Below are 26,076 nucleotides of genomic sequence, written 5' to 3'. Positions count from 1 at the left end.
GCAAGACCATGAGCAACCAGAACACGAGAATCATCGCCTACCCCGGCAGCTTCGACCCCATCACCATGGGCCATGTCAGCCTGGTGCAGCGGGCCCTGGCGATCTTCGACCAGGTGGTGGTCTCGGTGGTCAGCATACCGGCCAAGCCCATGACCTTCTCCCTGGACGAGCGCATGGACATGGCCCGCGAGGTCTTCGCTGGCGAGCCCAGGGTCTCGGTGGAGGGCTTCGACGGCCTGCTGCCCAAATACGTCCGGCAGTGCAGGGCCGACGCCGTGCTCAGGGGCCTGCGGGCCGTGTCGGACTTCGACTGCGAATTCCAGCTGGCGCTCATGAACCGCCGCCAGGACCACCACGTGGAGACCCTGTTCCTGATGACGGACTCCCAGTGGCTGTACACCAGCTCCTCGGGCATCAAGGACCTGGCGCGGCTGGGCGGCAACATCACGGGCCTGGTGCCCGACTGCGTGGCCCGGCGCCTGGACGAGAAGTTCCACCACTGTCCCCAGGCCGCCAGCTAGCAGGCTGCCCCAAAAGCATAATCTGCTTCGTTGCTGCAAAAAATTCAAACCCTCGCGTATGTCCATATACGCGTCGGCCTTGAATTTTTTTTTGCGCCTAGCATCTCACGCTTTTGGGACAGCCTGCGAATAGATTTTTCTCGACAATCCGCCAATTTCCCTTTCCCCGCCGCTGAGGGTATACCTCCCCCTGGCCCGCAACCCAGCATCAACCGGCCAGGAGAATCATGCCCCCGTCCCCTTCCCCACAGAGCCCGCGCGACATCCTGCGCACGGTCTTCGGCTTCGACGCCTTCATCGGCCTGCAGGAGGCCGTCATCGACAACGTGCTCGCGGGACGGGACTCCCTGGTGCTGATGCCCACGGGCGGGGGCAAGTCCCTATGCTACCAGATCCCCTCCCTGGCCCTGCCGGGCACGGGAGTCTGCGTTTCGCCCCTCATCGCCCTGATGCAGGACCAGGTCCAGGGCCTGACCCAGATGGGCGTGCGAGCGGCCTGCCTGAACTCGTCCCTGGACCCGCGCGACGCCCGCGAGGTCACCGCGCGCCTCGTGGGCGGGGACCTGGACCTGTTGTACGTGGCCCCGGAGCGCCTGTGCAGGCCCGAGTTCCTGGACCTGCTCGCGCGCTGCAAGCCCTGCCTCTTCGCCATCGACGAGGCCCATTGCGTGTCCCAGTGGGGCCACGACTTCCGGCCCGAATACACCCAGCTCTCCATCATCGCCGAGCACTTCCCCGGGGTGCCGCGCCTGGCGCTCACGGCCACGGCGGACAAGCCCACCCAGGGCGACATCCTCAACAGCCTGGAGCTGCAAGGCGCGCAGACCTTCGCCACGGGCTTCGACCGGCCCAACATCAGCTACACCGTGCGCCCCAAGCACGAGCCCCTGCGCATGCTCACGCGCTTCATCCGCGAGAACCACGAGGGCGACGCGGGCATCGTCTACCGCCTGAGCCGGGCCAACGTGGAGAAGACCGCCGCCCACCTCGTGAAGGAGGGCTTCAACGCCCTGCCCTACCACGCGGGCCTGGCCAAAGGCGTGCGCCAGGAGAACCAGGAGCGCTTCATGCGCGAGGAAGGGGTGATCATGGTGGCCACGGTGGCCTTCGGCATGGGCGTGGACAAGCCCAACGTGCGCTTTGTCTGCCACCTGGAGCCGCCCAAGAGCCTGGAGGCCTATCACCAGGAAACGGGCCGCGCCGGGCGCGACGGCCTGCCCGCCACGGCCTGGATGTGCTACGGCCTGCAGGACATGGCCGTGCTGCGCTCCATGATCGATTCGGGCGAGGCCGACGAGGACAGAAAGCGCATCGAGCACCACAAATTGAACGCCCTGTTCGCCTTTCTGGAGACGGCCGGGTGCCGCCGCCAGTCCCTGCTGGCCTATTTCGGGGAGCGCCGGGAGCCCTGCGGCAACTGCGACAACTGCCTGCACCCCGTGGCCACCTGGGACGGCACCGTGGCCGCCCAAAAGGCCCTGTCCAACATCTACCGCACGGGCCAGCGCTTCGGGGCCGGGCACCTGGCCGCCGTGCTCACCGGACGCACGGACGAGCGCATCCTGCGCTTCGGCCACGACCAGGTCTCCACCCACGGCATCGGCACGGAGCTGAATCTGGAGGAATGGAAGTCCGTGTACCGCCAGCTGGCCGGGGCCGGGCTGCTGTCCGTGGACATGGAGCGCTGGGGCGCCCTGACCCTCAACGAGGACTCCTGGGCCGTGCTGCGCGGGGAGCGCGAGGTGCGCCTGCGCACGGACCCGACCCTGCCCAGGGCCGCGAGCGCCAAGCGCGGCAAGGCGGCCGCCGCCGCCCCTGAGGACGCCGAGGCCCGGGCCCTGTTCGACGCCCTGCGCGAACTGCGCCTGTCCATTTCCAAGGAGCGCTCGGTGCCGCCCTACGCCATCTTCCCGGACCGCACCCTCATGGAGATGGTGCGCTACCGGCCCGAGGATCTGGACGGCCTGGGGCTGCTCTCGGGCGTGGGCCGGGTCAAGCTCCAGCGCTTCGGCCAGGCCTTTGTGGACGCCCTCGCGGCCTATGCGGCGGAGCACGGCCGTCCCGCGGACCTGGCCGAAATCCCCCGGGAACGCCGCGCGGCCCGCGAACGCGCCGAGGCCAGGGAATCCGAAGGCCTGTCCGCCACCCAGGAGGCGTCCCTGGCCCTGTTCGGGGAGCACGGGGACGTGGAGGCCGTGGCCCGGGAGCGCGGGCTCAAGGAAGGCACGGTCTGGAACCATCTCCTCTGCGCGGTGCGCCAGGGCCGCCTGGCCCCGGACGACCTGCTGCGCCTGTCCCCCAAGGACGACGAGGCCGTGCGCCAGGCCTTCGAAACCTGCCGCGCCCAGGGCGCCGTGGGTCTGACCCCGGTGCACGAGGCCCTGGGCGGCCGCTTCTCCTACGAGCTGTTACGGGCTGTGGCGTCCTGCGGCGCAGACCGTCCATAAGGCGCAATCTGCTTCGTCAGCGAAAAAATCCAGACCGCTTATGTATGCCAAATACACTGCGCGGCCTGGATTTTTCCGCTTCCTCGCATCTCACACCTTCTGAACGGTCTGCAAAGGAAAATTGAATTTTTCCGCAAGACATGTCCCCAAATAGTAAACGGTAATCGCGCACTGGCCGCAGCAACGAAGCAGATCGCGCCTTATGGGCGGCCTGAGGTTCAGTCACGCTTGTACCCGCGTACGTGACCGTTTTGTCAGGCCCCCTTGCGGCGCGTATAGGCTTGGAACATGAGCCTATTTCTCCGTCCCGGCCTGCCCGGGAACACGCCATGAGCCTGCGCGTGACCGTGACCAAGGGCCTGGCCCATTTCACCCTGGACGTGGACCTTTGTTGTCCGGCGGGGAGCTTCACGGTGCTCGTGGGGCCGTCGGGCGCGGGCAAGACCACGCTGATGCGCATGGTGGCGGGCCTGGGGCGGCCGGACGGCGGGCGCATCGCCTTTGGCGGCGAAACCTGGGTGGACACGGACGCGGGCCTGTTCGTCCCGCCCCAGAAACGCGGCCTGGCCCTGGTGTTCCAGGACTACGCCCTGTTTCCGCACATGACCGTGGCCAGGAACGTAGCCTTCGCGGCCCGGGACAAGGCCCGCGTGCCCGAGCTCCTGGAGATGTTCGGCATCGGGCGCCTGGCTTCGGCCCGGCCCTGCGCCGTGTCCGGGGGCGAGCGCCAGCGCGCGGCCCTGTGCCAGGCCCTGGCCCGCGAGCCCCGCGTGCTGCTCCTGGACGAGCCCTTCTCGGCCCTGGACGTGGCCACCCGCCTGGCCCTGCGCGCGGAGCTCAAGGCCCTGACCCGGGCCCTGGGCGTGAGCGTGCTGCACGTGACCCACGACCTGGACGAGGCCCGCTACCTCGCCGACTCCCTGGCCCCCCTTGTCCGGGGCCGTCTCGACCCAAGCTGGCCCGAACGCCAATACCGCCTGCTGGCCGAAGCCCAGGCCGCTCCCGGCCCCTTCCCCCCCCCTCCAACCGCCCAGAGGATGCAGCCATGAAACCCTTTTCCAAGACATTGTTGCGCTACTTTGCCGCCACGTTCCTGGCCCTGATCCTGGCCCTGCCCTGCGCCCGGGCGCGCGCCGAAACCGTGGTCGTGGCCGCGGGCGCGGGCTACAAGAAGATGGTCGACGCCCTGGCCAAGTCCTACGAGGCCCGCACCGGCAACACCGTGGACCGCGCCTACGGCAACATGGCCCGGACCCTGGCCCAGGCCAAGGCCGGGGGCGTGGTGGACCTGGTCATCGGCGCGGACTGGTTCCTCAAGCGCTCGGACATCGCCTTCAGCGACGTGCGCCCCCTGGGCAAGGGCCGCCTGGTGCTGGTCTGGGCCAAGAGCGCGCACTTCGCCTCGGCCGAGGACCTGCTCGCCCCCGAGGTCAAGCGCATCGCCCTGCCCAACACAGAGCGCGCCATCTACGGCCGGGCGGCCATGCAGTACCTGAAGAACACAGGCCTCTACGACAAGATCAAGGACAAGCTGCTCATGGTGGCCACGGTTCCCCAGGTCTCGTCCTACCTGCTCACGGGCGAGGTGGACATGGGCTTCGTGAACTCCACCCACGTCCTGGCCATCAAGGACAAGGTGGGCGGATACGCCATGGCCGACGAGGGCAAGTACGAGCCCATCGCCATCATGGCCGCCAGCACCCCGGACGCGCCGCACCCCGAGGCCCTGGCGCACTTCCTGAACTTCCTGGCCTCGGACGCGGCCAAGGCCATCATCACGGCCAACGGCATCTGATGCGCGCATGACGGTCCTGGAAATCCTGCGCCAGCCCGGCACCACCGGGCCGCTGATCCTCACGGCCAAGGTCCTGGCCGCCTCGGGCGCCCTGCACTTGCTCAGCGGCCTGGTCCTGGGCTACTACCTCAATGGTCCCAAAACGTTGCTGCGCGGTTTCGTGGACTTTCTGGTGACCCTGCCCCTGGTCTTCCCGCCCATCGCCACGGGCTTCGCCCTGCTGTTGCTCCTGGGGCGCAACGGCCCCCTGGGCGGCATGCTCGGGCTGGACATGGTCTTCAGCTTCTCCGGGGTGGTGCTGGCGGCCTACGTGGCCGGGCTGCCCCTGATGGTCAAGCCCCTGCAGGCGGCCCTGGCGGGCAACGCCGCGCACCTGGCCGAGGCGGCCTACGTCCTGGGCAAGAGCCCGCTCCAGACCTACGTGCTGGTGCTGCTGCCCACGGTGCGGCGCAACCTGGCCGCGGGCTGGTTCCTGGCCCTGGGGCGGTCCCTGGGCGAGGTGGGCATCACCCTGATGCTCGGCGGCGACATCCTGGGCAAGACCAACACCCTGTCGCTGGAGATATACAACGCCGTGTTCAGCGGCGAACTGGACCGCGCCCTGGTGCTCTCGGGCATCATCGCGGTCGTGTCCCTAGGCATCTACCTGGCATTACGGCGGCTTTCCGCACTATAACGACAAAGGAGACATGGCATGGCCGGAGTTCTGGACCAAGTGCGCGAAAGGGCCGTGGCCCTGTGGGAGCGCGAGGGCATCCTGGAGGAGTCCGTCGCGGTCAAGGCCCGGGTCCTGTCCACCGAGGAGGCCATCGGCAACCCCGAGGGCGACGACTTTCCCCTGCAGCAGGGCCGCGAGCGCCTCATGGAGGCCGTGTTCCGGGGTTGCCCGGGCCAGGCCTTCACAGACCGCTTCGGCGATTTCTCGGCGCGCCTTGCGGACATCGCGGCCATGCCCCTGAGCAACAACTTCCGCCGCGCCGTGTTCGTGGCCTCCCTGAACGCGGTCATGCGCAGCCTGGGCCAGGCCCAGGGCACCATCCACTGCCGCGACACGGGGCCCGCCGAATGCGCCGGGCTCCTGGCCGAGCACGTGGCCAAGACCTACGGCCGCGTCAAGGTCGGCCAGGTCGGCTTCCAGCCCGCCATGGTCCAGGCCCTGGGCCGGGAGACGGACCTGCGCGTCCTGGACATGGACCCGGACAATATCGGCCAGGTGCGCCGGGGCTGTCTGGTGGAGGGCCCCGAGGCCACGGACGAGGTCGTCGCCTGGGCCGACCTGCTGGTGGTCACGGGCACCACCCTGGCCAACGACACCGTGGACCGCTTCCTGGAGCCGGGCAAGCCGCTGATCTTCTTCGGCACCACCATCTCCGGGGCCGCGGCGCTTATGGGCTGGCAGCGCTTCTGCGCACGCTCCACTTAGCGGATCGTCCCAAAGGCGCAATCTGCTTCGTTGCTGCGAAAGCCGCAAACCCTCGCGTATTGGAATACGCGTCGGGCTTGCGGCTTTCTTGCGCCTCGCATCTCACGCCTTTGGAACGATCCGCTACGCGCGCTTTCCAGCCCTGGAAGCCTAGAGCCTCCAGCACCCGGAAGGGCCCGCGTTGACATGGCAGCCTAGACACGTATGTTCAATCAACTCAAATCCCATTGACATATCCCGCCGGGCACCCGGCAGGGGCGGTCGCGGGTTGTGGCACCGATCTTGAAGAACCCGGGTCGCAAGGAGTCGCACCATGAACAACGTCAGCGCAATCATCTCGGAATTCGGACAGGCCATCGGACTGGACGGCCTGGTCCTGGACGACAACGGCTGCTGCACCCTCAAGTTCGACGAGGTGGTGGTCAACGTCGAGTATCTGCCTGATTCCGAAGAATTTTATTTCTACAGCCGGGTCGGTCAGGCCCCCGAGGACCAGGAGTCCAGGCTCGCCGTCTTCGCCCTTCTGCTGGAGAGCGACTGCTTCTACCGACGCACCAGCGGCGGCATCCTGGGCCTGGACGCGGACAGCGACTCCCTCGTCTACACCAACAAGATTGGCGCGGACGGCTGGCTGAACGCCACCATTTTTGGCGAATACGTCCAGGCCTTCGTCAATCTGGCCGAGGAATTCGAACGGGAAATCAAGGAAATCGCGGTGCGGCCCAAGGGAGGCAACGACACTCCCCTGGACCCCTCGCGCATGACCCTGCGCGTCTAGAGCGAACCCACAACCACAAGGAGCACGCCATGCCCGGCGGTACCATTGAAAAACTCGCGAACCTGGGCCAGACCTTCAACAAGATCGGCGACAGCCAGGTCGCCCTGGACAAGGACCGCAAGGCCACGGCCGGGGCCAGCTCCTGGCTCGGCCGCACCGTGAACTGGATCAAGTCCGCCCTGGACCTCGGCGACGCGCGGCGCGTGAACAGCGGCATCATGGAACACGTGGTCAAGACCATCCGCAACACCCAGGGCCTGGGCGACAGCTTCGCGGACATCGCCAAGGGCCGCTTCGGCGCGGCCCTGGACAAGGGCACGCCCATCACCGGCCGCAAGGTCTCCCAGGTCATTTCCGACGTCATCGGCCTCAAGCGGACCAAGGACAACGAGGCCTTGCTGCACAAGGAAAACATCAAGTACAACCTCGCCAAGCTCTGCGACGCCCCCAGCCAGGGCGAAGGCTCGCCGTCCAGGCTCGAAGCCGCCCTGCGCAAGTCGCTGGCCCAGTATGGCATGCCCGACGACATGACCCAGTTCACCGAGAACGACCTCAAGACCGTCAAGGACAAGCTGGAGGCCCCGTTCCTCAACCGGGATCGCAGCCCCGAATCCGACGCCGAGTTCCAGAACGCGCTGGACACGGCCGCCAGCCGCGTGGTCTCCGGCAAGTGCCAGGACATCATCCACCAGAAGCTGGAAAACCTGCAGGCCCGCTTCCAGGACGCGGCCAAGGCGAGGGGCATGGACGCGACGCTCTGCCCGCAGCTCCTGAAAAACCTGCGGAACAAGGCCTTCGAAACGATCAGGTTCGTCTGCATGGGCGACGACGACAACATGCACCCGCCCACGGACGCCGAGGTCAAATCCGTCACGGACAAGCTCTTCGCCTCGCTCCTGGACGCTTTGCAGGTGGTGGACGACGACACCTCCCTGAACCAGGGGCAGAAAGACGCCCTGAAGGCGGAAATGCTCGCCTCCCCGGACATCTGCAACCCCGTCATGGCCAAGGCCATGTGCAAGAGCCTGGGCGCCGCCCAGGCCATGATCGGTTCCGTCACCAACGCCACCGCCACCACCGCGCAGACCAAGACCGCCCTGGAAGCCTTCGAGACCGCCTTCGACGCCAACGTCAAGCAGGAGAAAGGCGGGCGCCTGTATCAGGAAGGCATCGACGAAAAGGGCACGGCCACGGGCATGAAGGAGATGCTCATCAGGGCGGGGGCCAAGCTGGCCGGGCTGACCGGAAACACGGCCGACCAGCCCCTGGACCGCATGCTGGCCAGGGGCTCGGCCATGAACGAGTTCCGTTTCCAATCCCTGCGCAATCCCGAGGACTCCATGTTCCTCGTGGAGACCAGGCTCAACGCCACCCTGCTGCTGCTGACCCTGGGCCAGGGCCGGGACCTGGGCGCCAGGGCGTCCATGCTGGACATGAAGGGCGTGGGCATGGACAGCGTGACCTTCGCCCAGGCCAGGGCGCACCTGGGCGACGGCGTGCACACCGACGTGGGCCTCCCCGAGATCAAGGGCTTCGACATGACCAAGGCCAAGGAGCATCTGACCACCGTCTTCACCGGCTACACCAGGACCTCGCCCCTGCAACAGGTCGATCCGTCCGGAGGGGATTTTTCAAGGTCCGTCAAATCCTTGCAGGAAAAAGTGACGCATTTTTCCTCGGCCTTCCTGGTGGACTTTTTCCGCAACGGCATCACCGTGGACGGCGAAACCATCGAGGGAACCGGCAACAGCGACGACGTCGCCAGGGAGCGGGCCCTGGACAGGCTCATCGCCCATTTCCCGAGCGTCGAGGAAGCCGGACGGGCCACCAGGGGCGTCTTCCAGGTCTACGGAGTCACGACGCAGGAGGCCCTGTTCCTGGATCCGGCCACCAACGCGGCAACCGACCAGACCCTGACGAGCATGGGCAACACCCGCATCGACCACATCGCCCTGAGCATGGAGTCCAGGGGCGGGGGCGCATACGGGGTCACCATGGACTACTCGCTGCAGCACGACTTCCAGAACTATGAAGGCGGCGAAGCCGACCCGCGCGGGATGTGCGCGCGCATCGACGTGACCCTCACGGGCATGGACCAGACCACGACCCCGCCCACGGTCAGGGTGGACGATTTCGACTTCATCTTCGCGACCATGAGGCATTAGGCGTCTCTTTCTCCGCCCGCCGGGGGGACACGGGGGTCGCGGCCGCATGGCGCGGCCCCTTTTTTCCACGCCGCGCCGGGGTTTGCCGCACTTGACGGACCCCGGGCTTCGGGGCACTTTCCGCCTTGGAAGGCTGACAGCAAACCCGGCCCAAAGCCGGTGAAGGGAGAAGACGCATGAAACGGATCACGACCCTCTGCGCCCTGGCGGCGCTATGCCTGGTCCTGGCGGCCCCGTCCGCGGCCCAGGCCAAGAAACTCAAGGTTGGCTTCGCGCTCCTCTGGACCATCGATGACCGGGGCTGGACCACGGCCCACTACAACGGCATCAAATACCTGGAGGAGAAGCTCGGCGACCAGATCGAGGTGATCTACAAGGAAAAGGTCCTCGGCCCCGACGCGGAGCGCGTGTTCCGCGAGTTCGCCGAGGACGGCTGCGACATCATCTTCGGCACCTGCTTCGACCACATGGAGCCCGAGTTCCGCGTGGCCAAGGACTACCCGGACATCAAGTTCGAGCACTGCTCGGGCTACAAGTCCCTGCCCAACATGCGCACCTACATGGCGCGCCTGTACCAGGCCGACTACCTCTGCGGCTACCTGGCCGGGCTCATGGGCTACAAGAACGTGGGCACCGTGGGCACGCATCCCATCCCCGAGCCCGTGCGCGGGGTGGACGCCTTCACCCTGGGCCAGCTCCGGGGCCTCAAGGAGGCCGGGGTCAAGCACGGCAAGATCGTGAACACCGTGGCCTGGCTCAATTCCTGGGCCGACTCCGTGAAGGAGACCACCCTGGCCGAGACCCTGGTGGCCAAAAAGCACGACCTCATCCGCCAGATGGCCGACACCCCGGACAGCTCCCTGGCGGCCTGCGCCGCGGGCGTGCCCGCCCTGGGCTACGGCACGGACGCGGCCCACTGGGGCGCGGACTGCACCCTGACCAGCGCGGTGCTCAACTGGGGCCCGTACTACGTCAAGGCCGTCAAGGACGTGCTGGAGGGCACCTGGAAGACCGGGGCCTACTGGAAGGGCTTCGACGCCGACGCCGTGCGCCTGGCGCCCTTCTCCCCCAAGGTGCCCCAGGCCGTGCAGGACAAGGTCCTGGCCGCCATGCAGGAGTTCAAGGGCGGCAAGGACGACGTCTGGGCCGGGCCCATCCTGGACCAGAAGGGCAAGACCGTGGTGCCCGCCGGCCAGAAGCTGGACGACAAGGCGCTCCTTTCCCTGCAGATGCTCGTCCAGGGCGTCCAGGGCAAGCTCGCCAAGTAGAACGATTCACGCGGCGCCCGGGTCCGGCCCGCGCGCCGCTTCCTTTTTCCCGGAGCAAGACAATGGACGTCCTCGGCGCGCGCGAATCCGGCGCGAAGCACCGCCTTGCGGTGCCGGGCCTGCCCTACGAGATCGAAATTCCCTACGTCACCCTGGCCTCGTCCGGCGGGCCGGTGACCATCGCCTCCTTCAACCTGGTGGGCCAGATCCGCCTGAACCGCGACCTGGGCCTGCTCATGGCCGCGCAGATCAGGCAGACCCTGGGCGACCTGGCGGGCATCGCCATCCTCACGGTGGTGGAAAAGGCCTTGCAGCTGACCCAGGTGGTGGCCCAGGACCTGGGCCTGGACGCCGTGGCCGTGGCCTACAACCGCATCAAGCCGCACATGGAGGCCGAGCGCAGGCCCGTGATCCAGGTGGGCACGGACTCCATCACCAGCGGCGGCAAGTTCCTGGCCGTGTACGAGCGGGACCTGAACCTCCTGGCCGAGGCCCGGGGCGTGATCCTCATCGACGACGTGGTCTCCACGGGCGGCACCATCCTGGGCCTGGCCGACCTCATGGAGGAGGTGGCGCGCCAAAAGGGCGTGGCCGCGCCGGAGATCCGCGGCATCTACTGCGTGGCCCAGGAGGGGGACAGCCATCCGCTCTTGCCCGCGCCGCTCTATTCCCTGGCCACCCTGCCGCAGCCCGGGCGCGTGGCCGGATGACGGAGCAAGCCCCACTGCTTTCCTGCCGGGGCCTGACCAAGCGTTTCGGCGAGGTCGCAGCCAACCAGGACATCTCCCTGGATGTGTTTCCCGGGCAGGTGCTGGCCGTGCTGGGCGAAAACGGCGCGGGCAAGTCCACGCTGATGTCCATGCTCGCCGGGCGCTACCGCCCCGACGCGGGCCAGATCAGCATCAAAGGCCGGCCCGTGCGCCTGGGCTGCCCGGCCGACGCCATGCGCCTGGGCGTGGGCATGGTCTACCAGCGCTTCATGCTCGTGGAGCGGCTCACCGTGGCCGAGAACATCCGCCTGTCCGCCGGGGCCTGCGGCCTGTCCGCGCGCCAGACGGACCGGCGCATGGCCGAGCTGTCCGCGCGCTACGGCCTGGGCGTGGACCCGGCGCGGGCCGTGGCCTCCCTTTCCATGGGCGAGCGCCAGCTGGCCGAAATCCTCAAGCTCCTGGTGCAGGACGCCGAGGTCCTGGTCTTCGACGAGCCCACGGCCGTGCTCAGCCAGCCCGAGGCCGAGGCCCTGTTCGAGATCTTCCGCCGCCTGCGCGAGAGCGGGCGCGGGGTGGTCTTCATCACCCACAAGCTGGAGGAGGTGCTCAGCGCCGCGGACCGCATCGCCATCCTGCGCCGGGGCAGGATGATCGCCCATCTGGCCCCGGGGGACCTGCCCAGCCGCCGCGAGCTGGCCCGGCTGATGGTCGGCCGGGAGTTCGTGCTGGCCGTGGACAAGCCCGCGATCGAACCCGGCGAGACCGTGCTGGAGCTCACGAATTTCAGCGGCTCCGGCCGCTTCGGCAGCGCGGGCTTCGCGGACGTGGACCTGACCCTGCGCCGGGGCGAGATCGTGGGCCTCATCGGCGTGGCGGGCAACGGACAGTCCGCCCTGGCTGCGGCCCTCACCGGCACCTCCGACGCCGGGCGGCCCGAGGCCGGGACCGTGTCCTTCCTGGGCCGGACATCCGAGGCGCGCCGCTGGCGCGGACACCCCCGCATCGCCCACGTGCCCGAGGACAGGCACGAGCAGGGCAGCGTGGGCGGCATGACCCTGGCCGAGAACGCCGTGCTCACGCGCATGGACGCGGCGGGCCCGGGCCCCTGGCTGGACCCGGCGTCCATGCGCGGCGAGGCCGCGCGGGCCATCGACCGATTCTCCATCCGCGCCACGGGCCCCGACGCCCTGGCGGGCAGCCTGTCCGGCGGCAACCTGCAGAAGCTCATCCTGGCCCGGGAGCTGGCCCGGGACCCGGACCTGTTCGTGGCCGAACAGCCCACCCAGGGCCTGGACATCGCGGCCACCGAGGACATCTGGGCCGCCCTCATCCGCCAGCGCGAGCGCTCGGCCGTGCTCCTGATCTCCGGCGACCTCAAGGAGGTCCTGTCCCTGGCCGACCGCATCGCGGTCATGTTCCGGGGCCGCATCCTGGAGGTGGTGGACGCCCTGAACGCCGACGCCGTGGGCCGGGTGGGCCTGCTCATGGCCGGGGGCGACGCGGCATGAGCCTGCGCATCGTCCGCCGCACGCGGCCCCTGCCGCACAAGGGCCTGGTCACGGGGCTGCTGGCCCTGTTCCTGGCCCTGCTCACCGGGGCCGTGGTCTTCCTCGGCCAGGGCGTGAATCCGCTCACGGCCTACGCGACCATGGCCTCGGGCGCCCTGGGCAGCCTGGGCGGGCTGGCCGAGGTGGCGGTGAAGGCCGTGCCCCTGACCCTCACGGGCCTGTCCGTGGCCCTGGCCGCCACCATGCTGCTCTGGAACATCGGGGCCGAGGGCCAGTTCGTGTGGGGGGTCATCGGCGCGGGCTGGGCCGCCCTGTACGCCGCGCCGCACCTGCCCGCGCCCCTGGTGCTGCCCGCCTGCCTGGTCTGCGGGGCCCTGGCCGGGGCCGCGTGGGCGGCCGTCCCGGCGGCGCTCAAGGTGCGCTTCGGGGTCAGCGAGATCCTCTCCACCCTGCTGCTGAACTACGTGGCCATCATCTTCATGGAACACCTCTATTTCGGGCCCTGGCGCGACCCCATGGCCTTCGGCTTCCCGGGCACGCCCATCTTCCCGGAGTCCGCCTGGCTGCCCCGCCTGGGCCGGACCCGCCTGCACCTGGGAGCGGCCCTGGCCGTGCTGGCCCCGGCGGCGCTGCACGTGCTCTTGACGCGCACCAAATGGGGCCTGGCCGTGCGCGTGGCCGGGCACAGTCCCCGGGCCGCGCGCCACGCGGGCCTGGGCGCCGGGCGGCTGACCTTCGCGGTCCTGGCCCTGGCCGGGGCCCTGGCCGGGCTGGCCGGGGTGGGCGAGGTCTGCGGCATCCACTACGTGATCCGCGAGGGCGTGAACCCGGGCTACGGGTACGACGGCATCATCGTGGCCTGCCTGGCGGGGCTGAAGCCGCTGCTGGTGCCGGTCTACGCCCTGGTCCTGGGGGCCTTCCTCATCGGCGCGGACAGGTTGCAGTCCGTGATGCAGCTGCCCGCGTCCATCGGCATGGTCCTGGAAGGCGCGCTGCTCCTGGGGCTCTTGGCCGCCGAGGCCCTGACCCGCTTCACGGTGGTGCGCGGGCAAGAAGACGCGGCGGAGGGCGGCGATGCTTGAGGACCTGCTGTTCATCGCCACCATCGCGGTGAAGTCCTCCATGGCAGTGCTCTTCGCGGCCGTGGGCGAGGTCCTGGCCGAGCGCTCCGGGGTCCTGAACCTGGGCGTGGAGGGCATGATGCTCTTCGGGGCCATGGTGGGCGCGGCCGCGGGCACGGCCTGGGGCGACCCCTGGCTGGCCGCAGGCTGCGGCATGCTGGCCGGGGCGGCCCTGGCCGCCGTGCACGGATTCTTCGCCATCACCCTGGGCGCGGACCAGACCCTCTCGGGCCTGGCCATCACCATCCTGGGCGGCGGGCTGGCCGGGTTCCTGGGGCGGCCGCTCATCGGCGTGCGCGGGGTGCGCTTCAACCTCTCGGCCGTTCCCGGGCTCTCGGACATCCCCGTGCTGGGCGACGTGCTCTTCCGCCAGAACGCCCTGGCCTACGCGGGCTACGTGCTGGTGCCCGCGGCCGCCTGGGTGCTGTTCAGGACGTCCATCGGGCTCAAGGTGCGCGCCGTGGGCGAGGACGCGGCCGCGGCCGACGCCATGGGCGTGAACGTGCCGCTGACGCGCTGGTGCTGCGTGCTCCTGGGCGGGCTCTTGGCCGGGCTGGGGGGCTGCTACCTGTCCCTGGCCTACACCCCGGGCTGGAAGGACGGCATGACCATGGGCCAGGGCTGGATCGCCGTGGCCATGGTCATCTTCTCGGGCTGGCGGCCGGGCCGGGCGGCCCTGGGCGCGCTGCTCTTCGGGGCCCTGGCGGCCCTGCAATGGCATTTCGAAGCCGGGGGCGTGGAATTCGTGCCCGCCTGGGTGCTGAAGATGCTGCCCTACGTGCTGACCATCGCGGTGCTGGTCCTGGTGCGCCGCAAGGGTTCCAGGAGCGGCGGCGCGCCTCAAGATCTAGGCCGGTCCTTCCGCCGCCTCTAGCAGCCCGCCCCAAAGGGGCAATCTGCTTCGTCAGCGAAACAATCCAGACCGTTCATGTACGCCCGGTACATCACGCGTCCTGGATTGTTCCGCTTCCTCGCATCTCACACCTTTGGAACGCCCTGCGGGGAATCGAACCAGAACAATTCACCGTCGTGGAAGCGGATGCGCTCCTCGGGCAGGCCCAGGGCCGCGTAGCGCGGCAGCATGGAGCGGGCGTGGCCCAGGACGTCCGAGCGCCAACGCTGCGGCGCGGCCAGGCCCCGAGGCGCCGCGTCCAGCGCCTCCAGCCTGCCCCGCAGGTGCAGGAACAGGGCCTCGGAGCGCGCCAGCTGGCCCAGGGCCGGGTGCGCGGGCCCGGCCAGGACGTGCTCCGCGAGCCCCGGCTCGGCGGGCAGGCCCACGCGGATCACGGCGACGCCCGCAGCCCAGAACCGTTCCAGGGCCCAGCCCACGGCCTGAACGGTCTGCTCCAGGGGCCAAGGCGCATAGGCCCCGCGCTCCCAGTCCCGGGCCAGGGCCGTGTCCCGCAGCACCATGCAGGGGTACAGGCGCACGCATTCCGGCTCCAGGCCGATGGCCGTTTCCACGTCGCGCTCGAAGGCCGCGCGGTCCTGGCCGGGCAGCCCGGGCATCAGCTGCACCCCCAGGGCGAATCCGGCCCCGCGCACGCGCAGGCAGCCCTCCCGGGCCGCCTGGCCGCCGTAGCCCCGGCGCACGGCCGCCAGGGCGCGGTCGTCAAAACTCTGTATCCCCAGCTCCACCATGTCCAGGCCGCGCGCCCGGAGCCGCTCCAGGACCTCCGGCCCCAGGGCGTCGGGCCGGGTGGAGCAGCGCACGCGGGACACCGTGCCGCGCGCCCTGTGCGCCTCGGCCAGTTCCAGGAAGCGATCCATCCAGGGCAGGGGCAGGGCCGTGAAGGTGCCGCCGAAAAACGCCAGTTCCATGACCCTGGAATCCTCTTCCAGGGCCTTGGCGAGGGCCGCGAGCTCCACGTCCAGTGATTCCGGGCCCCGGCCGGTGACGGCATGCTGGTTGCAGAACGTACAGCGGGCGACGCAGCCCGCAAAAGGCAAGAAACACGGCCTGATGCGGGGCCGTCCGACCTCGGGCGCGGGATGCGGAAACCCTTGCCCCCCGCCGCTTGCGGGGGACATAGGTGGCCCCGGAGGGGATATTTGTCGAATCGAATGCAAAATACTTGATAAAAAAAGAAACGTTAGGTAATAATGTTTCATGCAAGAGGCCCCTTGGCGCTGCCAAGGACGAACACGCGGCGTTTTTTGCGCGTCGCCGTATGATGGTGGCAACCGATTGCGCTTTTTGCAAGATCAATCGGGGAGAGCATTTCCCGTGCCCGGGGCGCGGATGCGCTAGCGCTCCCGGAGCGCCGACACGACAACTTCGAGGGGAACAATGCCGCTCCGGCTGTTCGGAGCGGGACTATCCGAGGGGAAGACGGAGGACAACATGGCTGGGAAGACCCTGACCAAAGCTGACATCGTGGACAGCATCTACGAAAAGTCCGAACGCAACCGCGCCGAAGTCAAGGCGCAGGTCGAGGACCTGCTGGAAATCATGAAGCAGGCCGTGAAAAAGGACCATTCACTGCTCATCAGCGGCTTCGGCAAGTTCGAAGCCTATGACAAGAAGGCCCGCAAGGGACGCAATCCGCAGACCAACGACACCATCACCCTGCCCCCGCGCAAGGTGGTCGTGTTCCGGCTCTCGCGGAAGTTCCGCGCGGAACTCAATCCGCAATAAGAAACGATCTTGGATATTCGCGCTTCAGTGCGGCATGGGCCTTGTTCGCGCGGTCCATGCCCCTGAACGCGCCCGCCTGCACACGCCAGAACGTCCTGCCCTTCACCTGCGCCCTTTCCACGCGCGTCTGGACATAGCCCGCCGCGCGCAACGACTCCTGCATCCGCTCCGCATTGGCGCGCTCGGTGAACGATCCCACCTGCACGTAGAACAGGCTCTGGGCCACGGCCCGGGCCACCGACACGGGCTTGCTTCCGGCCACGCCCACGGCCTCCAGGCGCACCTGGGCCGTGCCCGGCCCCAGCATGTCCAGGGCTTGGGCCCCGGCCCGGGACAGATCCACGATGCGGTTGGCCACGAAGGGCCCCCGGTCGTTGACCCTCAGCGTGGCCACGCGGCCGTTGGCCTCGTTGGTCACGCGCACGTAGGTGTTCATGGGCAGGACCTTGTGCGCGCAGGTCATGGCGTGCATGTCGTAGGTCTCGCCGTTGGCGGTCTTGCGGCCGTGGAAGTCCGGGCCGTACCACGAGGCCACGCCCCGCTCCACGTAGCCGTCGGACGTGGCCAGGGGATAGTAGGTCCGGCCCGACACGGTGTAGGGCTTGAAGGTCCCCTTGGGCGCTGGGCCCGCGGTGGTCGGGGTCTGGGTGGACGGCCGCGCGGCCCCGTCCGGCCGCGTGGGAACGATCTTGCGGCCGCAGCCCGAGAGGGCCAGGGCCAGGAGCAGGATGCAGCACAACAGCCCCAGCCCGCGTCGACGCCAATCTTCCATGTTCTTCGGCTCCTTTGCTTCGCCTTCCAGTACACGATGCCCCGGGCCCGGCGCAAGGCCGGGAGTCCGCCCCCGGCGGCCGGGCCGCGAACCCGCCCCTTCCCCCGGCGGGCGCAACGGGCTATCCTGCGCCCCATGCGGGCGATACGCGCGAAAACGGTGGTCCAGGCTCCGGGTCGGGTCCTGGAGGACGGGCTGGTGGTCTTTGACCGCGGCCGCGTGGCCGCCTGCGGGCCGTGGCGCGAGGAGCGCCGTGCATACTCCGGCCCGGTAGAGGACCTGGGGCCCGTGGCCGTGTGCGCGGGCGTGCTCAACATGCACGCGCACCTGGAGCTCTCGCACCTGCTCGGGCGCACCGTGGCCGGGCGGGGCTTCACCGCCTGGGTCAAAAGCCTCCTGGCCCTGCCCGCGAGCGGCCTGGACGCCGCGTCCCTGGACGCCGCCGTGGGCGGCCTCGCGGCCTGCGGCACGGCCTGGGTCGCGGACATCGGGGACCGCAACCCGGCCCTGGTCGCCGGGGCCCTGGACCGCGCCGGGCTGGGCTACGTGCTGGGCGTGGAATTCTTCGGCCACCGCCGGGGCGGGGACCTGGCCTGGCCCCCGGACACCGCGAACCTGACCCCGGCCCAGTGGGAGCGCGTCAGCGCAGCGGGCCACGCCCTGTACTCCACGGACGCGGGCACCCTGCGCGCGGCCCGGGCCTGGTGTCGTGAACGGGGGCGCATCTTCCCCCTGCACCTGGCCGAGCACCGGGGCGAGGTGGAGCTCCTGGCCCACGGGGGCGGGGAGTTCGCCGACCTCCTGCGCCAGCGCGTCCTGCCCGAGGATTTCCTGGCCCCCGGGTGCTCGCCCGTGGCCCACGCCCGGGACCTGGGCCTCCTGGGCCCGGGAACCCTGGCCGTGCATTGCGTGCAGCTGGCGGACGGGGACGTGGACACCCTGGCGAAAAGCGGCGCGGCCGTATGCCTCTGCCCGCGCTCCAACGATTACATCGGCGTGGGCCGCGCGCCCTGGGAGGCCCTGCGGGACGCGGGAATCCCCCTCTGCCTGGGCACGGACAGCCTCTCATCCAACACGGACCTGGACGTCCGCAACGAGGCCCTGGCCGTGGTCCGGGCCTCGGAAGGCGCGGTCTCGGCCATGGAGGCCCTCAGTTGGCTGACCCTCTCCCCGGCGCGGATCCTGGGCCTGGAAAACACGCACGGAACACTTGAATCCGGCAAGGTTGCAGGGTACAGCATAGTTCCGGACGAGTTGGGGCGATTGCTGTAGGTCCGCCCCCGCGAATCCGGCCCCGCCACCGGGCCTTCGTTTCATCAGACAACTCCCAAGAGGGTGTGTATGCAGTGGACACACAAGGACTTGCTCGACGTCAGCGACCTCTCCACGGCCGACGTCGAACGAGTGTTCGAGACTGCGGACTCGTTTCTGGAAATCAACCGCCGGCCCATCAAGAAGGTGCCCACGCTCAAGGGCCGCAGCGTGGTCCTGTTTTTCGCCGAGCCCAGCACCAGGACCAAGACCTCCTTCGACATGGCGGGCAAACGCCTGTCCGCGGACACGTTCTCCCTGGCCAAATCCTCCAGCAGCCTGACCAAGGGCGAAAGCCTCAAGGACACGGCGCTGACCCTGCAGGCCATGAACCCCGACGTCATCGTGCTGCGCCATGGGCACAGCGGGGCCTCGCAGTTCATCGCCGAGCGCCTGGACTGCTCGGTGATCAACGCGGGGGACGGCTGGCACGCCCACCCCACCCAGGCGCTCTTGGACGGCTTTTCCCTGCGTCGGGCCTGGAACGGTGAATTCGCGGGCAAGACCCTGCTCATCCTGGGGGACATCGCCCACAGCCGCGTGGCGCGCTCCAACGTGAACCTGCTCACGCGCCTGGGCGTCAAGGTGCGCGTATGCGGGCCCAGGACGCTCCTGCCGCGCTGCGTGGAAACCTGGGACGCGGAGGTCTTCCACGACCTGTACGAGGCCGTGCGCGGCGTGGACGCGGTGATGTGCCTGCGCCTGCAGCTGGAGCGCCAGCAGGATGGGCTCCTGTCCAGCCAGCGCGAATACGCCGCCTTCTTCGGTCTGGCCCGGCGCCACATGCTCAGGGCCAACGAGGGGGCGGTGATCCTGCACCCGGGGCCGGTGAACCGGGGCATCGAAATTTCCTCGGACCTTGTGGACGCGGGCGACAGCCTGATCCTGAACCAGGTGGAGGCGGGCGTAGCCGTGCGCATGGCCCTGTTGTTCCTGCTGCTGACGCGAAAAGACCAGGGAGGCGAGCATGTCCAGTCCTGATTGCGTGATCCGCGGGGCCCTGTACAAGGGCCGGAAGATGGATCTGCTGCTCAAGGAGGGCAAGGTCCTGGAGCTGCGGCCCACGGGCAACTACACCTACGCGGGCGCCGAGAGCGTGCCCGCCTCGGGCGCGCTGCTCCTGCCCGCGCTCACCGACGCCCACGTGCACCTGCGCGAGCCGGGCTTCGAATGGAAGGAGGACATCGCCTCGGGCCTGGCCGCCGCCGCCCACGGCGGGTTCGCCAACATCATGTGCATGGCCAACACCACGCCGGTGAACGACTGCGCCGCGGTCACCGAGCAGATGCTGGACAAGGCCCGGGCCGCCTGGCCCCACGGGCCGCGCCTGTTCCCCATCGCCGGGCTGACCAAGGGCCTCAAGGGCCAGGAGCTGGCCGACATGGGCGAGATGCGCCGGGCCGGTTGCGCGGCCGCGTCCAACGACGGCCTGCCCATGAAGAGCACCGAACTCATGCGCCGGGCCGTGGAATACGCCCGCGACTTCTCCCTGGTGGTCGTGGACCACTGCGAGGACCCGCACATGGCCCCGGCCGCCGGGGTCAACGAGGGCCGGGTCAGCCTGGGCCTGGGCCTCAAGGGCCAGCCCACGGCGGGCGAGGCCATCCAAGTGGCCCGGGACATCCTCCTGGCCGAGTACCTGGACATGCCCATGCACATCGCCCACGTCTCCTGCCGCCAGGCCGTGGAGCTCCTGGCCTGGGCCAAGGGCCGGGGCGTGCCCGTGACCGCCGAGACCTGCCCCCACTACCTGCTGCTCACCGAGGAGGCCGTGACGGGCTACGACACGGCGGCCAAGGTCAACCCGCCCCTACGCACCAAGGACGACGTCGAGGCCGTGCGCCAGGCCCTGCGCGAGGGCGTCATCGACATCCTGATCACGGACCACGCGCCCCACGCGGCCCACGAAAAGGAAGTGCCCTTCGCCGAGGCACCCTGCGGCATCTCCGGCCTGGACACGGCCCTGTCCCTGACCATGGGCCTAGTGGACGAGGGCGTGCTGGACCTGGACACGGTGATGCGCGCCTGGTGCTCGCGCCCGGCGGAGATCTTCGGCCTGCCCCACTGCTCCTTCGAGCCCGGTGACAGCGCGGATTTCGTGCTCTACGACCCCGCCGCCGCCTGGGAGGTGCGCCCCGAGGCCATGTACTCCAAGGGGAAGAACACGCCCTTCATGGGCCGCACCATGCCCGGCAGGGTCAGCGCCCTGTTCGTGGACGGCAGGCGAATCGTTTGACGCGGCCCCCGCACGCCCCTATATTCAGCCAGCTTCAGGGACAGGAACCACCGGACAACGAACCGCCCACGGAGAAGACATACATGAGCGACCCCTACAAAGAAGCCGTCGGCATCTGCAAGACCATCATGCGCAACGGCTACGACGCCTACGTGGTCAATGCGCGCATGCAGAAGGCGGCCATGGACGGCAAGGGCACCACGGAACTGGACATCGCCACGGACATGGACTTCAAGGGCCTGGACAAGCTCTTCCCGGCCGTGGAGTTCTCCAAGGAACACATGGCCATCGCCAAGCTCAACGAGGGCGGCGTGCTGTTCCACTTCTACCCCACGGATATCGAGGACGGCTCGCACCCCGAGGAATGCGTCTCGCGCATCACCCCCCGGCTGATGCGCAAGCTGGAGGGCACGGGCGAGATCCCGGCCAACCTGGCCTGCCCCTACGTCCCCGAGAGCGAGGACCGCTACAAGGGCTTCGAGGACCTGGACGCCGGCGAGATCAAGTTCAAGGGCTTCCCCGACGATACCCTGCGCCACGACTACCTGCGCGGGGTGCGCGCCCTGCGCTTCGCCGCCAATTTCGACTTTCCCATCGAGGCCAACTCCTGGGTGGCCATCGTGCGCAACTCCCAGCGCATCCTGGACTACGTGTCCGTGACGGACATCATGGACGAGTGGCGCATGGTGGAGGCCGAGAACATGCACAAGTTCGTGCAGCTGCTCTTCGACTCCATGCTTCTGCACGGCCTGATCCCCGAGATCGCCGCCCTGTCGCGCGTCAAACAGCTGAAGAACGAAGAGGAGAACGGCGAGGAGGAGACTGTCTTCGAGCACACCCTGAACGTGATGCGCTACTATCCGGAAGAGCGCCCCTACGACTGGATCGGCACCCTGGCCTGCATGTTCCACGACGTGGGCAAGCTCTTCACCGTGGAGACCTTCGACGACCGGACCACCTTCTACCAGCACCACAGGGTGGGGGCCAAGGTGGCCCGCAAGATCATGCACCGCATGCGCTTCGACCCCGTGGACACCGATCTGGTCTGCCACATGACGCGCAACCACAAGCGCTTCGGCTTCATGCTCACGGACAAGGGCATCCGCCGCTTCAAGGCCCTTGAGGAATACCCCAGGCTCATCGAGATGGAGCGCGCCGGAGTCAAGGCCCGGGGCGGCAACTACACCGAGTTCAACCACAACATGAAGATGATGGAGCGCACGGACACCCCCGAGGAGATGCTCGAGCCGCTCTTGAACGGCCGCGAGATCATGGACTTCACGGGCCTGCATCCCGGCCCGGCCGTGGGCATCATCCGCGACGCGCTGCTCCAGGCCCAGATCCGGGGCGACGTGTCCAGCGTGCCCGAGGCCGTGGAATTCTCCATCCGCTACAAGGAACGCGAAAACCTGACGTAAATGTCGGGCGCGGCCCCCCAGGGGCGCGCACTTTACGAACCGCCCGATACGCGATAACACATGCCTCCCCCGGCACGGGCTTTGCCCGAGCCGGGGGTTTGCGCCGCGGCGGCTTATCCCCGCGGCATACTGCTGGCGGCAGGCCGCGATCCGGAACACCCATGCAGAATCTTTTGGACATGACCCAGGACGAACTGGTCCGGTTCGTCTCCGGGCTCTCGGAGCCCGCCTACCGCGCCGAGCAGCTGTGGCAATGGCTGTGGCAGAAGGGCGCGCGCGATTTCTCCGAGATGACCAACCTCTCCAAGGACCTGCGCGCCAAGCTGGCCGAGACGGCCGTGATCCGCTGGCCCGAGGTGGCCGAGGAACGCGTGTCCCGGGACGAGACCGTGAAGTTCCTCCTGCGCCTGGCCGACGGCGAGCTGGTGGAGACGGTGCTCATCCCCGAGCGCACGCACCTGACCCTGTGCATGTCCACCCAGGTGGGCTGCGCCATGGGCTGCACCTTCTGCTCCACCGGGGGCCTGGGGTTCGCGCGCAACATGACCATGGGCGAGATCCTGGGCCAGGTGCTCGTGGCCCGGGACTGGCTGGGCCGCCAGGGCCGCGACCGCGCGGAGCTCAAGAACCTGGTCATCATGGGCATGGGCGAGCCGCTCTTGAATTTGGACGAGTTGATGCGCGCCCTGGGGGCGCTTGGCAGCGACAAGGGCCTGAATGTTTCGTCACGCAGGGTCACCGTCTCCACGGTGGGGATCCCAAAAGGACTGGAGGTGCTCGGAGACAGCGGGCTGGCTATGCTCGCAGTCTCGTTGCATGCGCCGACCCAGGAACTGCGCGAGGCCATCATGCCCAAGGCCGCGCGCATGACGCCGCTGCCCGAGCTCATGGAGGCCCTGGACCGATACCCCTTGCGGCCCCGGCAGCGCATCACGTACGAATACATCATGCTCAGGGGCGTCAACGACCGCCCGGAGCACGCCAAGGCACTGGTGCGGCTGCTCGGCCAGCGCAAGGCCAAGGTGAACCTCATCGCCTGCAACCCGGGGCCCGGCAGCCCCTACGAGGCCCCCACCGCGGACGAAATGCTGGCCTTCGAGACCATGCTCCACGTCAAGGGCCTCACGGCGACCATCCGCCACAGCAAGGGGCAGGACATAAGCGCCGCCTGCGGCCAGCTCAAGGCCGAGAGCCGCGGGACGGGCGCGGGGAAGTGAAACCCAAAGGACACAGGACCATGATACGACCCGATTTCAAGAAAATGAACGACCTCGTCCCGGCCATCGCCCAGGACGCCGAGACCGGCGAGGTGCTGATGATGGCCTATATGAACGAGCTGGCCTGGGACAAGACCCTGGAGACGGGCGAGGCCCACTACTGGAGCCGCTCGCGCCAGGAGCTCTGGCACAAGGGCGGCACCAGCGGCCATACCCAGAAGGTGCGCGCCATCCGCATCGACTGCGACGACGACACCCTGGTCCTGCTGATCGACCAGATCGGCGGGGCGGCCTGCCACAAGGGCTACCGTTCCTGCTTCTACCGCGAACTCAAGGACGGGGGGGTGAGCCAGTGCTCGCCCCTGGTCTTCGACCCCAAGGAGGTCTACAAATAATGTCCACCAGCAACGGCAAACAACTCAAATTCGGCATTCCCAAGGGGTCCCTGCAGGACGCCACCGTGGCCCTCCTTGAAAAGGCGGGCTGGAAGATCCGCCAGTACCACCGCAACTATTTCCCGGACGTGGACGACAAGGATCTCAAGATCTCCATGTGCCGCGCCCAGGAGATGTCCCGCTACGTGGCCGACGGCACACTGGACCTGGGGCTGACGGGCAAGGACTGGATCATGGAGAACCAGTCCGACGTGCACGTGGTGCGCGACCTGATCTACTCCAAGGTCTCCAACCGCCCGGCGCGCTGGGTCCTGGCCGTGGCCGGGGACTCCCCGTACAAGCGCCCCGAGGACCTGGCCGGCAAGAAGATCGCCACCGAGCTGGTGGGCTGCACCAAGCGCTATTTCGCCGACGCGGGCATCCCCGTGGAGGTGGAATACTCCTGGGGCGCCACCGAGGCCAAGGTGGTGGAGGGCCTGTGCGACGCCATCGTGGAGGTCACGGAGACCGGCACCACCATCCGGGCCCACGGCCTGCGCATCATCGCCGAGCTGATGCAGACCAACACCCGGCTCATCGCCAACCACGAGGCCATGAAGGACCCCTTCAAGCGCAAGAAGATCGAGCAGATCGACGTGCTGTTGAACGGCGCCCTGGACGCCGAGTCCATGGTGGCCCTGAAGATGAACGTGCCCGGGGACAAGGTGGACGTGGTGCTGAATGAGCTGCCCTCGGCCAACTCCCCCACCGTGGCGCACCTGCACGATTCCGACTGGGTGTCCATCGAGATCGTGGTGCCCAAGAAGGTGGTCAGGGACCTGATCCCCTGCCTGCGGGCCAAGGGCGCGCTGGCGATTATTGAGTATTCGCTGAATAAGGTGATCTAGGGGACTGCGCCCTGGCGGCGCGAGACCAAGTGCATATCAGCCCCCGCACCAGATGGTGCGGGGGCTTTTTTGTGGCCTCCGGCGTGATGAAACAAAAGATCCAGCCCTTTCTATTTCGGACCTTGGCATTTTATCAACAGCGGAGTATGCGGCTATGGTGACTACAAGCAATATAAAGGTGAATTATGGCTTCAGTTCATGGTGGAACGATTGGACGCTGGTTTGAAAAACTCTGTCGGACAAAACACCTCAAGCTAGCGGAAATTGTTTATAAAAACAAACAGTTAAGCAAAAATTCATTACCAAAAGAGAGTGGAGTTTATGCTTTCTGGTGGACAGGAAACTTTGATCTGTTCAGCACGCGGAACAGAAATATCGTCTTAAAAGGCCCCAGAGAACGGCCCGTCAAGCTTCTCTTTGACGATGATTGGCTTGGGACAAAAGCAGGCTACCCTATCCCATTATATGTTGGCAAAACCACTTCGGGGATAAACAAAAGAATCGGCCAACATCTCATGCTGAGGGCGAAGCGCATACTTCCCCTGGGAGAAAAAGCAGAAAAGGCCAAGCCACCAACCACGTCATGTCAACTACGAGCTGGCATTGAGCATTTTTTTCAAACCACAGAAGATACAAGAACATTAATTCTTGAGAATATTGGACTGTCCTACGTTTTGCTTGATGGCGATCAGCACGCTGCCAATAGATTCTATCTGGAAGACTTGGCGATTGGATTGATGAGACCACCGCTGAATGTCGACATAGAAAGATAAACATTCCTGAGAAAAACATGACAAGCAAACGAATTCGAAAATGGGGATCCATCAAAGACGAACTCATCAAGAAATCACGAGAAGCTGCTCTTGCTGCTGTTCAAATTTTTAATAACCCGAGCATCACGTTCAAGGCTGAGAGCTATGTTGCCTTGATGATCATATCGTGGACATATCTCCTACACGCACATTATCGTTCTAAAAAAACAATTTATTGTTATTACGAACAAAAAGGAACACGAAAGATCTATGACAAGACAAAAAGCGGAGCATACAGATATTGGGAACTAGAAAGATGCTTGAATGATCGAAACTCTCCCATTGATAAAGACACAACAAATAATCTCAAATTTTTAATCGGATTGAGGCACGAAATTGAGCATCAGATGACCTCAAGAATTGATGACGTACTCAGTGCTCGCTTCCAAGCTTGCTGTCTAAACTACAACCAGTACATAAAATCTCTTTTTGGTGATAAGCACGGAATTGAAAAGCATCTATCATTTAGCCTCCAATTTTCGACGATAAATGATGAGCAAAAAGAACTTCTCGAAGAACATGATGATCTTCCGAAGAGTTTAAAATCATATATTATGAACTTTGACAACAATTTGACTAATTGTACAGAGATAGTATTCACCTGACACTGCCGCCCCTGGCGGGGTGATTTCTAGGCGGCCGCCTCGGCCGCCT

At 67.1% G+C, this 26,076-nt stretch carries 25 protein-coding genes; 23 read left to right on the top strand and 2 right to left on the bottom strand.

The genetic code is table 11. The features are described from left to right. Positions 1–8: 8 nt before the first annotated feature. From coaD to ACYYG1_RS01605, 13 genes are all read left to right on the top strand, one after another. On the top strand, positions 9–521 hold the full coding sequence (coaD, locus tag ACYYG1_RS01665; protein ID WP_461208537.1) for a pantetheine-phosphate adenylyltransferase: 513 nt from the start codon (positions 9–11) through the stop codon (positions 519–521). Between the two features lie 227 nt (positions 522–748). Further along, the gene (gene recQ / locus ACYYG1_RS01660) at positions 749–2,968 is read left to right on the top strand and encodes a DNA helicase RecQ (RefSeq protein ID WP_461208536.1); all 2,220 of its coding nucleotides are present in this window, start codon (positions 749–751) and stop codon (positions 2,966–2,968) included. A gap of 329 nt (positions 2,969–3,297) precedes the next feature. Further along, positions 3,298–4,017 carry an ABC transporter ATP-binding protein gene (locus ACYYG1_RS01655; RefSeq protein ID WP_461208535.1) on the top strand — a complete coding sequence of 240 codons (720 nt, stop codon included), beginning with the start codon at positions 3,298–3,300 and terminating at the stop codon, positions 4,015–4,017. After that, positions 4,014–4,763 (top strand): molybdate ABC transporter substrate-binding protein, encoded by a 750-nt coding sequence (gene modA, locus ACYYG1_RS01650; RefSeq protein WP_461208534.1) that lies wholly within the window; start codon positions 4,014–4,016, stop codon positions 4,761–4,763. Before ACYYG1_RS01655 ends, modA begins: the two co-directional genes overlap by 4 nt. A gap of 7 nt (positions 4,764–4,770) precedes the next feature. Further along, complete coding sequence (locus tag ACYYG1_RS01645; protein ID WP_461208533.1) at positions 4,771–5,439, top strand: molybdate ABC transporter permease subunit; 669 nt, start codon at positions 4,771–4,773, stop codon at positions 5,437–5,439. Positions 5,440–5,457: 18 nt separating this feature from the next. Then, a complete protein-coding gene (locus ACYYG1_RS01640) occupies positions 5,458–6,186 on the top strand; it encodes a Rossmann-like domain-containing protein (protein WP_461208532.1) in 729 nt (242 codons plus the stop codon). 313 nt (positions 6,187–6,499) lie between these two features. Then, a complete protein-coding gene (locus tag ACYYG1_RS01635; RefSeq protein WP_461208531.1) occupies positions 6,500–6,964 on the top strand; it encodes a type III secretion system chaperone in 465 nt (154 codons plus the stop codon). A 29-nt stretch (positions 6,965–6,993) separates the two neighbouring features. Further along, positions 6,994–9,129, top strand: coding sequence for a hypothetical protein (locus ACYYG1_RS01630; protein WP_461208530.1), 2,136 nt, complete (start codon positions 6,994–6,996; stop codon positions 9,127–9,129). Between the two features lie 176 nt (positions 9,130–9,305). After that, positions 9,306–10,397 (top strand): BMP family ABC transporter substrate-binding protein, encoded by a 1,092-nt coding sequence (locus ACYYG1_RS01625; protein ID WP_461208529.1) that lies wholly within the window; start codon positions 9,306–9,308, stop codon positions 10,395–10,397. A gap of 62 nt (positions 10,398–10,459) precedes the next feature. Then, entirely contained in the window at positions 10,460–11,107 is a 648-nt protein-coding gene (locus tag ACYYG1_RS01620; protein WP_461208528.1) for a phosphoribosyltransferase family protein, read from the top strand. Continuing rightward, complete coding sequence (locus ACYYG1_RS01615) at positions 11,104–12,615, top strand: ABC transporter ATP-binding protein (RefSeq protein ID WP_461208527.1); 1,512 nt, start codon at positions 11,104–11,106, stop codon at positions 12,613–12,615. The genes ACYYG1_RS01620 and ACYYG1_RS01615 overlap by 4 nt, the downstream gene beginning before the upstream one ends. Next, entirely contained in the window at positions 12,612–13,697 is a 1,086-nt protein-coding gene (locus tag ACYYG1_RS01610) for an ABC transporter permease (RefSeq protein WP_461208526.1), read from the top strand. Before ACYYG1_RS01615 ends, ACYYG1_RS01610 begins: the two co-directional genes overlap by 4 nt. Continuing rightward, positions 13,690–14,610 (top strand): ABC transporter permease, encoded by a 921-nt coding sequence (locus ACYYG1_RS01605; protein ID WP_461208525.1) that lies wholly within the window; start codon positions 13,690–13,692, stop codon positions 14,608–14,610. Before ACYYG1_RS01610 ends, ACYYG1_RS01605 begins: the two co-directional genes overlap by 8 nt. 104 nt (positions 14,611–14,714) lie before the next feature. Here ACYYG1_RS01605 and ACYYG1_RS01600 read toward each other — a convergent pair whose 3' ends face one another. Beyond that, positions 14,715–15,686, bottom strand: coding sequence for an elongator complex protein 3 (locus ACYYG1_RS01600; protein WP_461208524.1), 972 nt, complete (start codon positions 15,684–15,686; stop codon positions 14,715–14,717). A gap of 394 nt (positions 15,687–16,080) precedes the next feature. On the opposite strand from ACYYG1_RS01600, the gene ACYYG1_RS01595 reads away from it, so the two are divergent. After that, positions 16,081–16,374, top strand: a complete 294-nt coding sequence (locus tag ACYYG1_RS01595) for an integration host factor subunit alpha (RefSeq protein WP_461208523.1) — start codon at positions 16,081–16,083, stop codon at positions 16,372–16,374. Here ACYYG1_RS01595 and ACYYG1_RS01590 read toward each other — a convergent pair. Then, positions 16,361–17,146 carry a septal ring lytic transglycosylase RlpA family protein gene (locus ACYYG1_RS01590; RefSeq protein WP_461208522.1) on the bottom strand — a complete coding sequence of 262 codons (786 nt, stop codon included), beginning with the start codon at positions 17,144–17,146 and terminating at the stop codon, positions 16,361–16,363. The genes ACYYG1_RS01595 and ACYYG1_RS01590 overlap by 14 nt on opposite strands. A 135-nt stretch (positions 17,147–17,281) precedes the next feature. Between ACYYG1_RS01590 and ACYYG1_RS01585 the strand changes: the two genes are divergently transcribed. The 9 genes from ACYYG1_RS01585 (at position 17,282) to ACYYG1_RS01545 (ending at position 26,027) form a co-directional block, all read left to right on the top strand. After that, complete coding sequence (locus ACYYG1_RS01585) at positions 17,282–18,418, top strand: amidohydrolase family protein (RefSeq protein ID WP_461208521.1); 1,137 nt, start codon at positions 17,282–17,284, stop codon at positions 18,416–18,418. Between the two features lie 69 nt (positions 18,419–18,487). Continuing rightward, positions 18,488–19,438 (top strand): aspartate carbamoyltransferase catalytic subunit, encoded by a 951-nt coding sequence (locus ACYYG1_RS01580; protein WP_461208520.1) that lies wholly within the window; start codon positions 18,488–18,490, stop codon positions 19,436–19,438. Beyond that, positions 19,425–20,693 (top strand): dihydroorotase, encoded by a 1,269-nt coding sequence (locus ACYYG1_RS01575; protein WP_461208519.1) that lies wholly within the window; start codon positions 19,425–19,427, stop codon positions 20,691–20,693. Before ACYYG1_RS01580 ends, ACYYG1_RS01575 begins: the two co-directional genes overlap by 14 nt. 83 nt (positions 20,694–20,776) lie before the next feature. Beyond that, positions 20,777–22,111: an HDIG domain-containing metalloprotein gene (locus ACYYG1_RS01570; RefSeq protein ID WP_461208518.1), complete on the top strand. Its 1,335-nt coding sequence runs from the start codon at positions 20,777–20,779 to the stop codon at positions 22,109–22,111. A 161-nt stretch (positions 22,112–22,272) separates the two neighbouring features. After that, entirely contained in the window at positions 22,273–23,328 is a 1,056-nt protein-coding gene (rlmN, locus tag ACYYG1_RS01565) for a dual-specificity RNA methyltransferase RlmN (RefSeq protein ID WP_461208517.1), read from the top strand. A 20-nt stretch (positions 23,329–23,348) separates the two neighbouring features. Then, entirely contained in the window at positions 23,349–23,723 is a 375-nt protein-coding gene (hisI, locus tag ACYYG1_RS01560) for a phosphoribosyl-AMP cyclohydrolase (protein WP_461208516.1), read from the top strand. Continuing rightward, complete coding sequence (gene hisG, locus ACYYG1_RS01555) at positions 23,723–24,610, top strand: ATP phosphoribosyltransferase (RefSeq protein ID WP_461208515.1); 888 nt, start codon at positions 23,723–23,725, stop codon at positions 24,608–24,610. Before hisI ends, hisG begins: the two co-directional genes overlap by 1 nt. A gap of 185 nt (positions 24,611–24,795) precedes the next feature. Beyond that, positions 24,796–25,383: a hypothetical protein gene (locus tag ACYYG1_RS01550; protein ID WP_461208514.1), complete on the top strand. Its 588-nt coding sequence runs from the start codon at positions 24,796–24,798 to the stop codon at positions 25,381–25,383. Positions 25,384–25,400: 17 nt separating this feature from the next. Next, positions 25,401–26,027, top strand: a complete 627-nt coding sequence (locus ACYYG1_RS01545; RefSeq protein ID WP_461208513.1) for a DUF3644 domain-containing protein — start codon at positions 25,401–25,403, stop codon at positions 26,025–26,027. Positions 26,028–26,076 lie beyond the last annotated feature (49 nt).

It is taken from the genome of Desulfocurvus sp. DL1XJH-121 (assembly GCF_054819825.1).
Note: the sequence above shows the minus strand (reverse complement) of the source record. Positions and strands in the feature narration are given on the sequence as shown.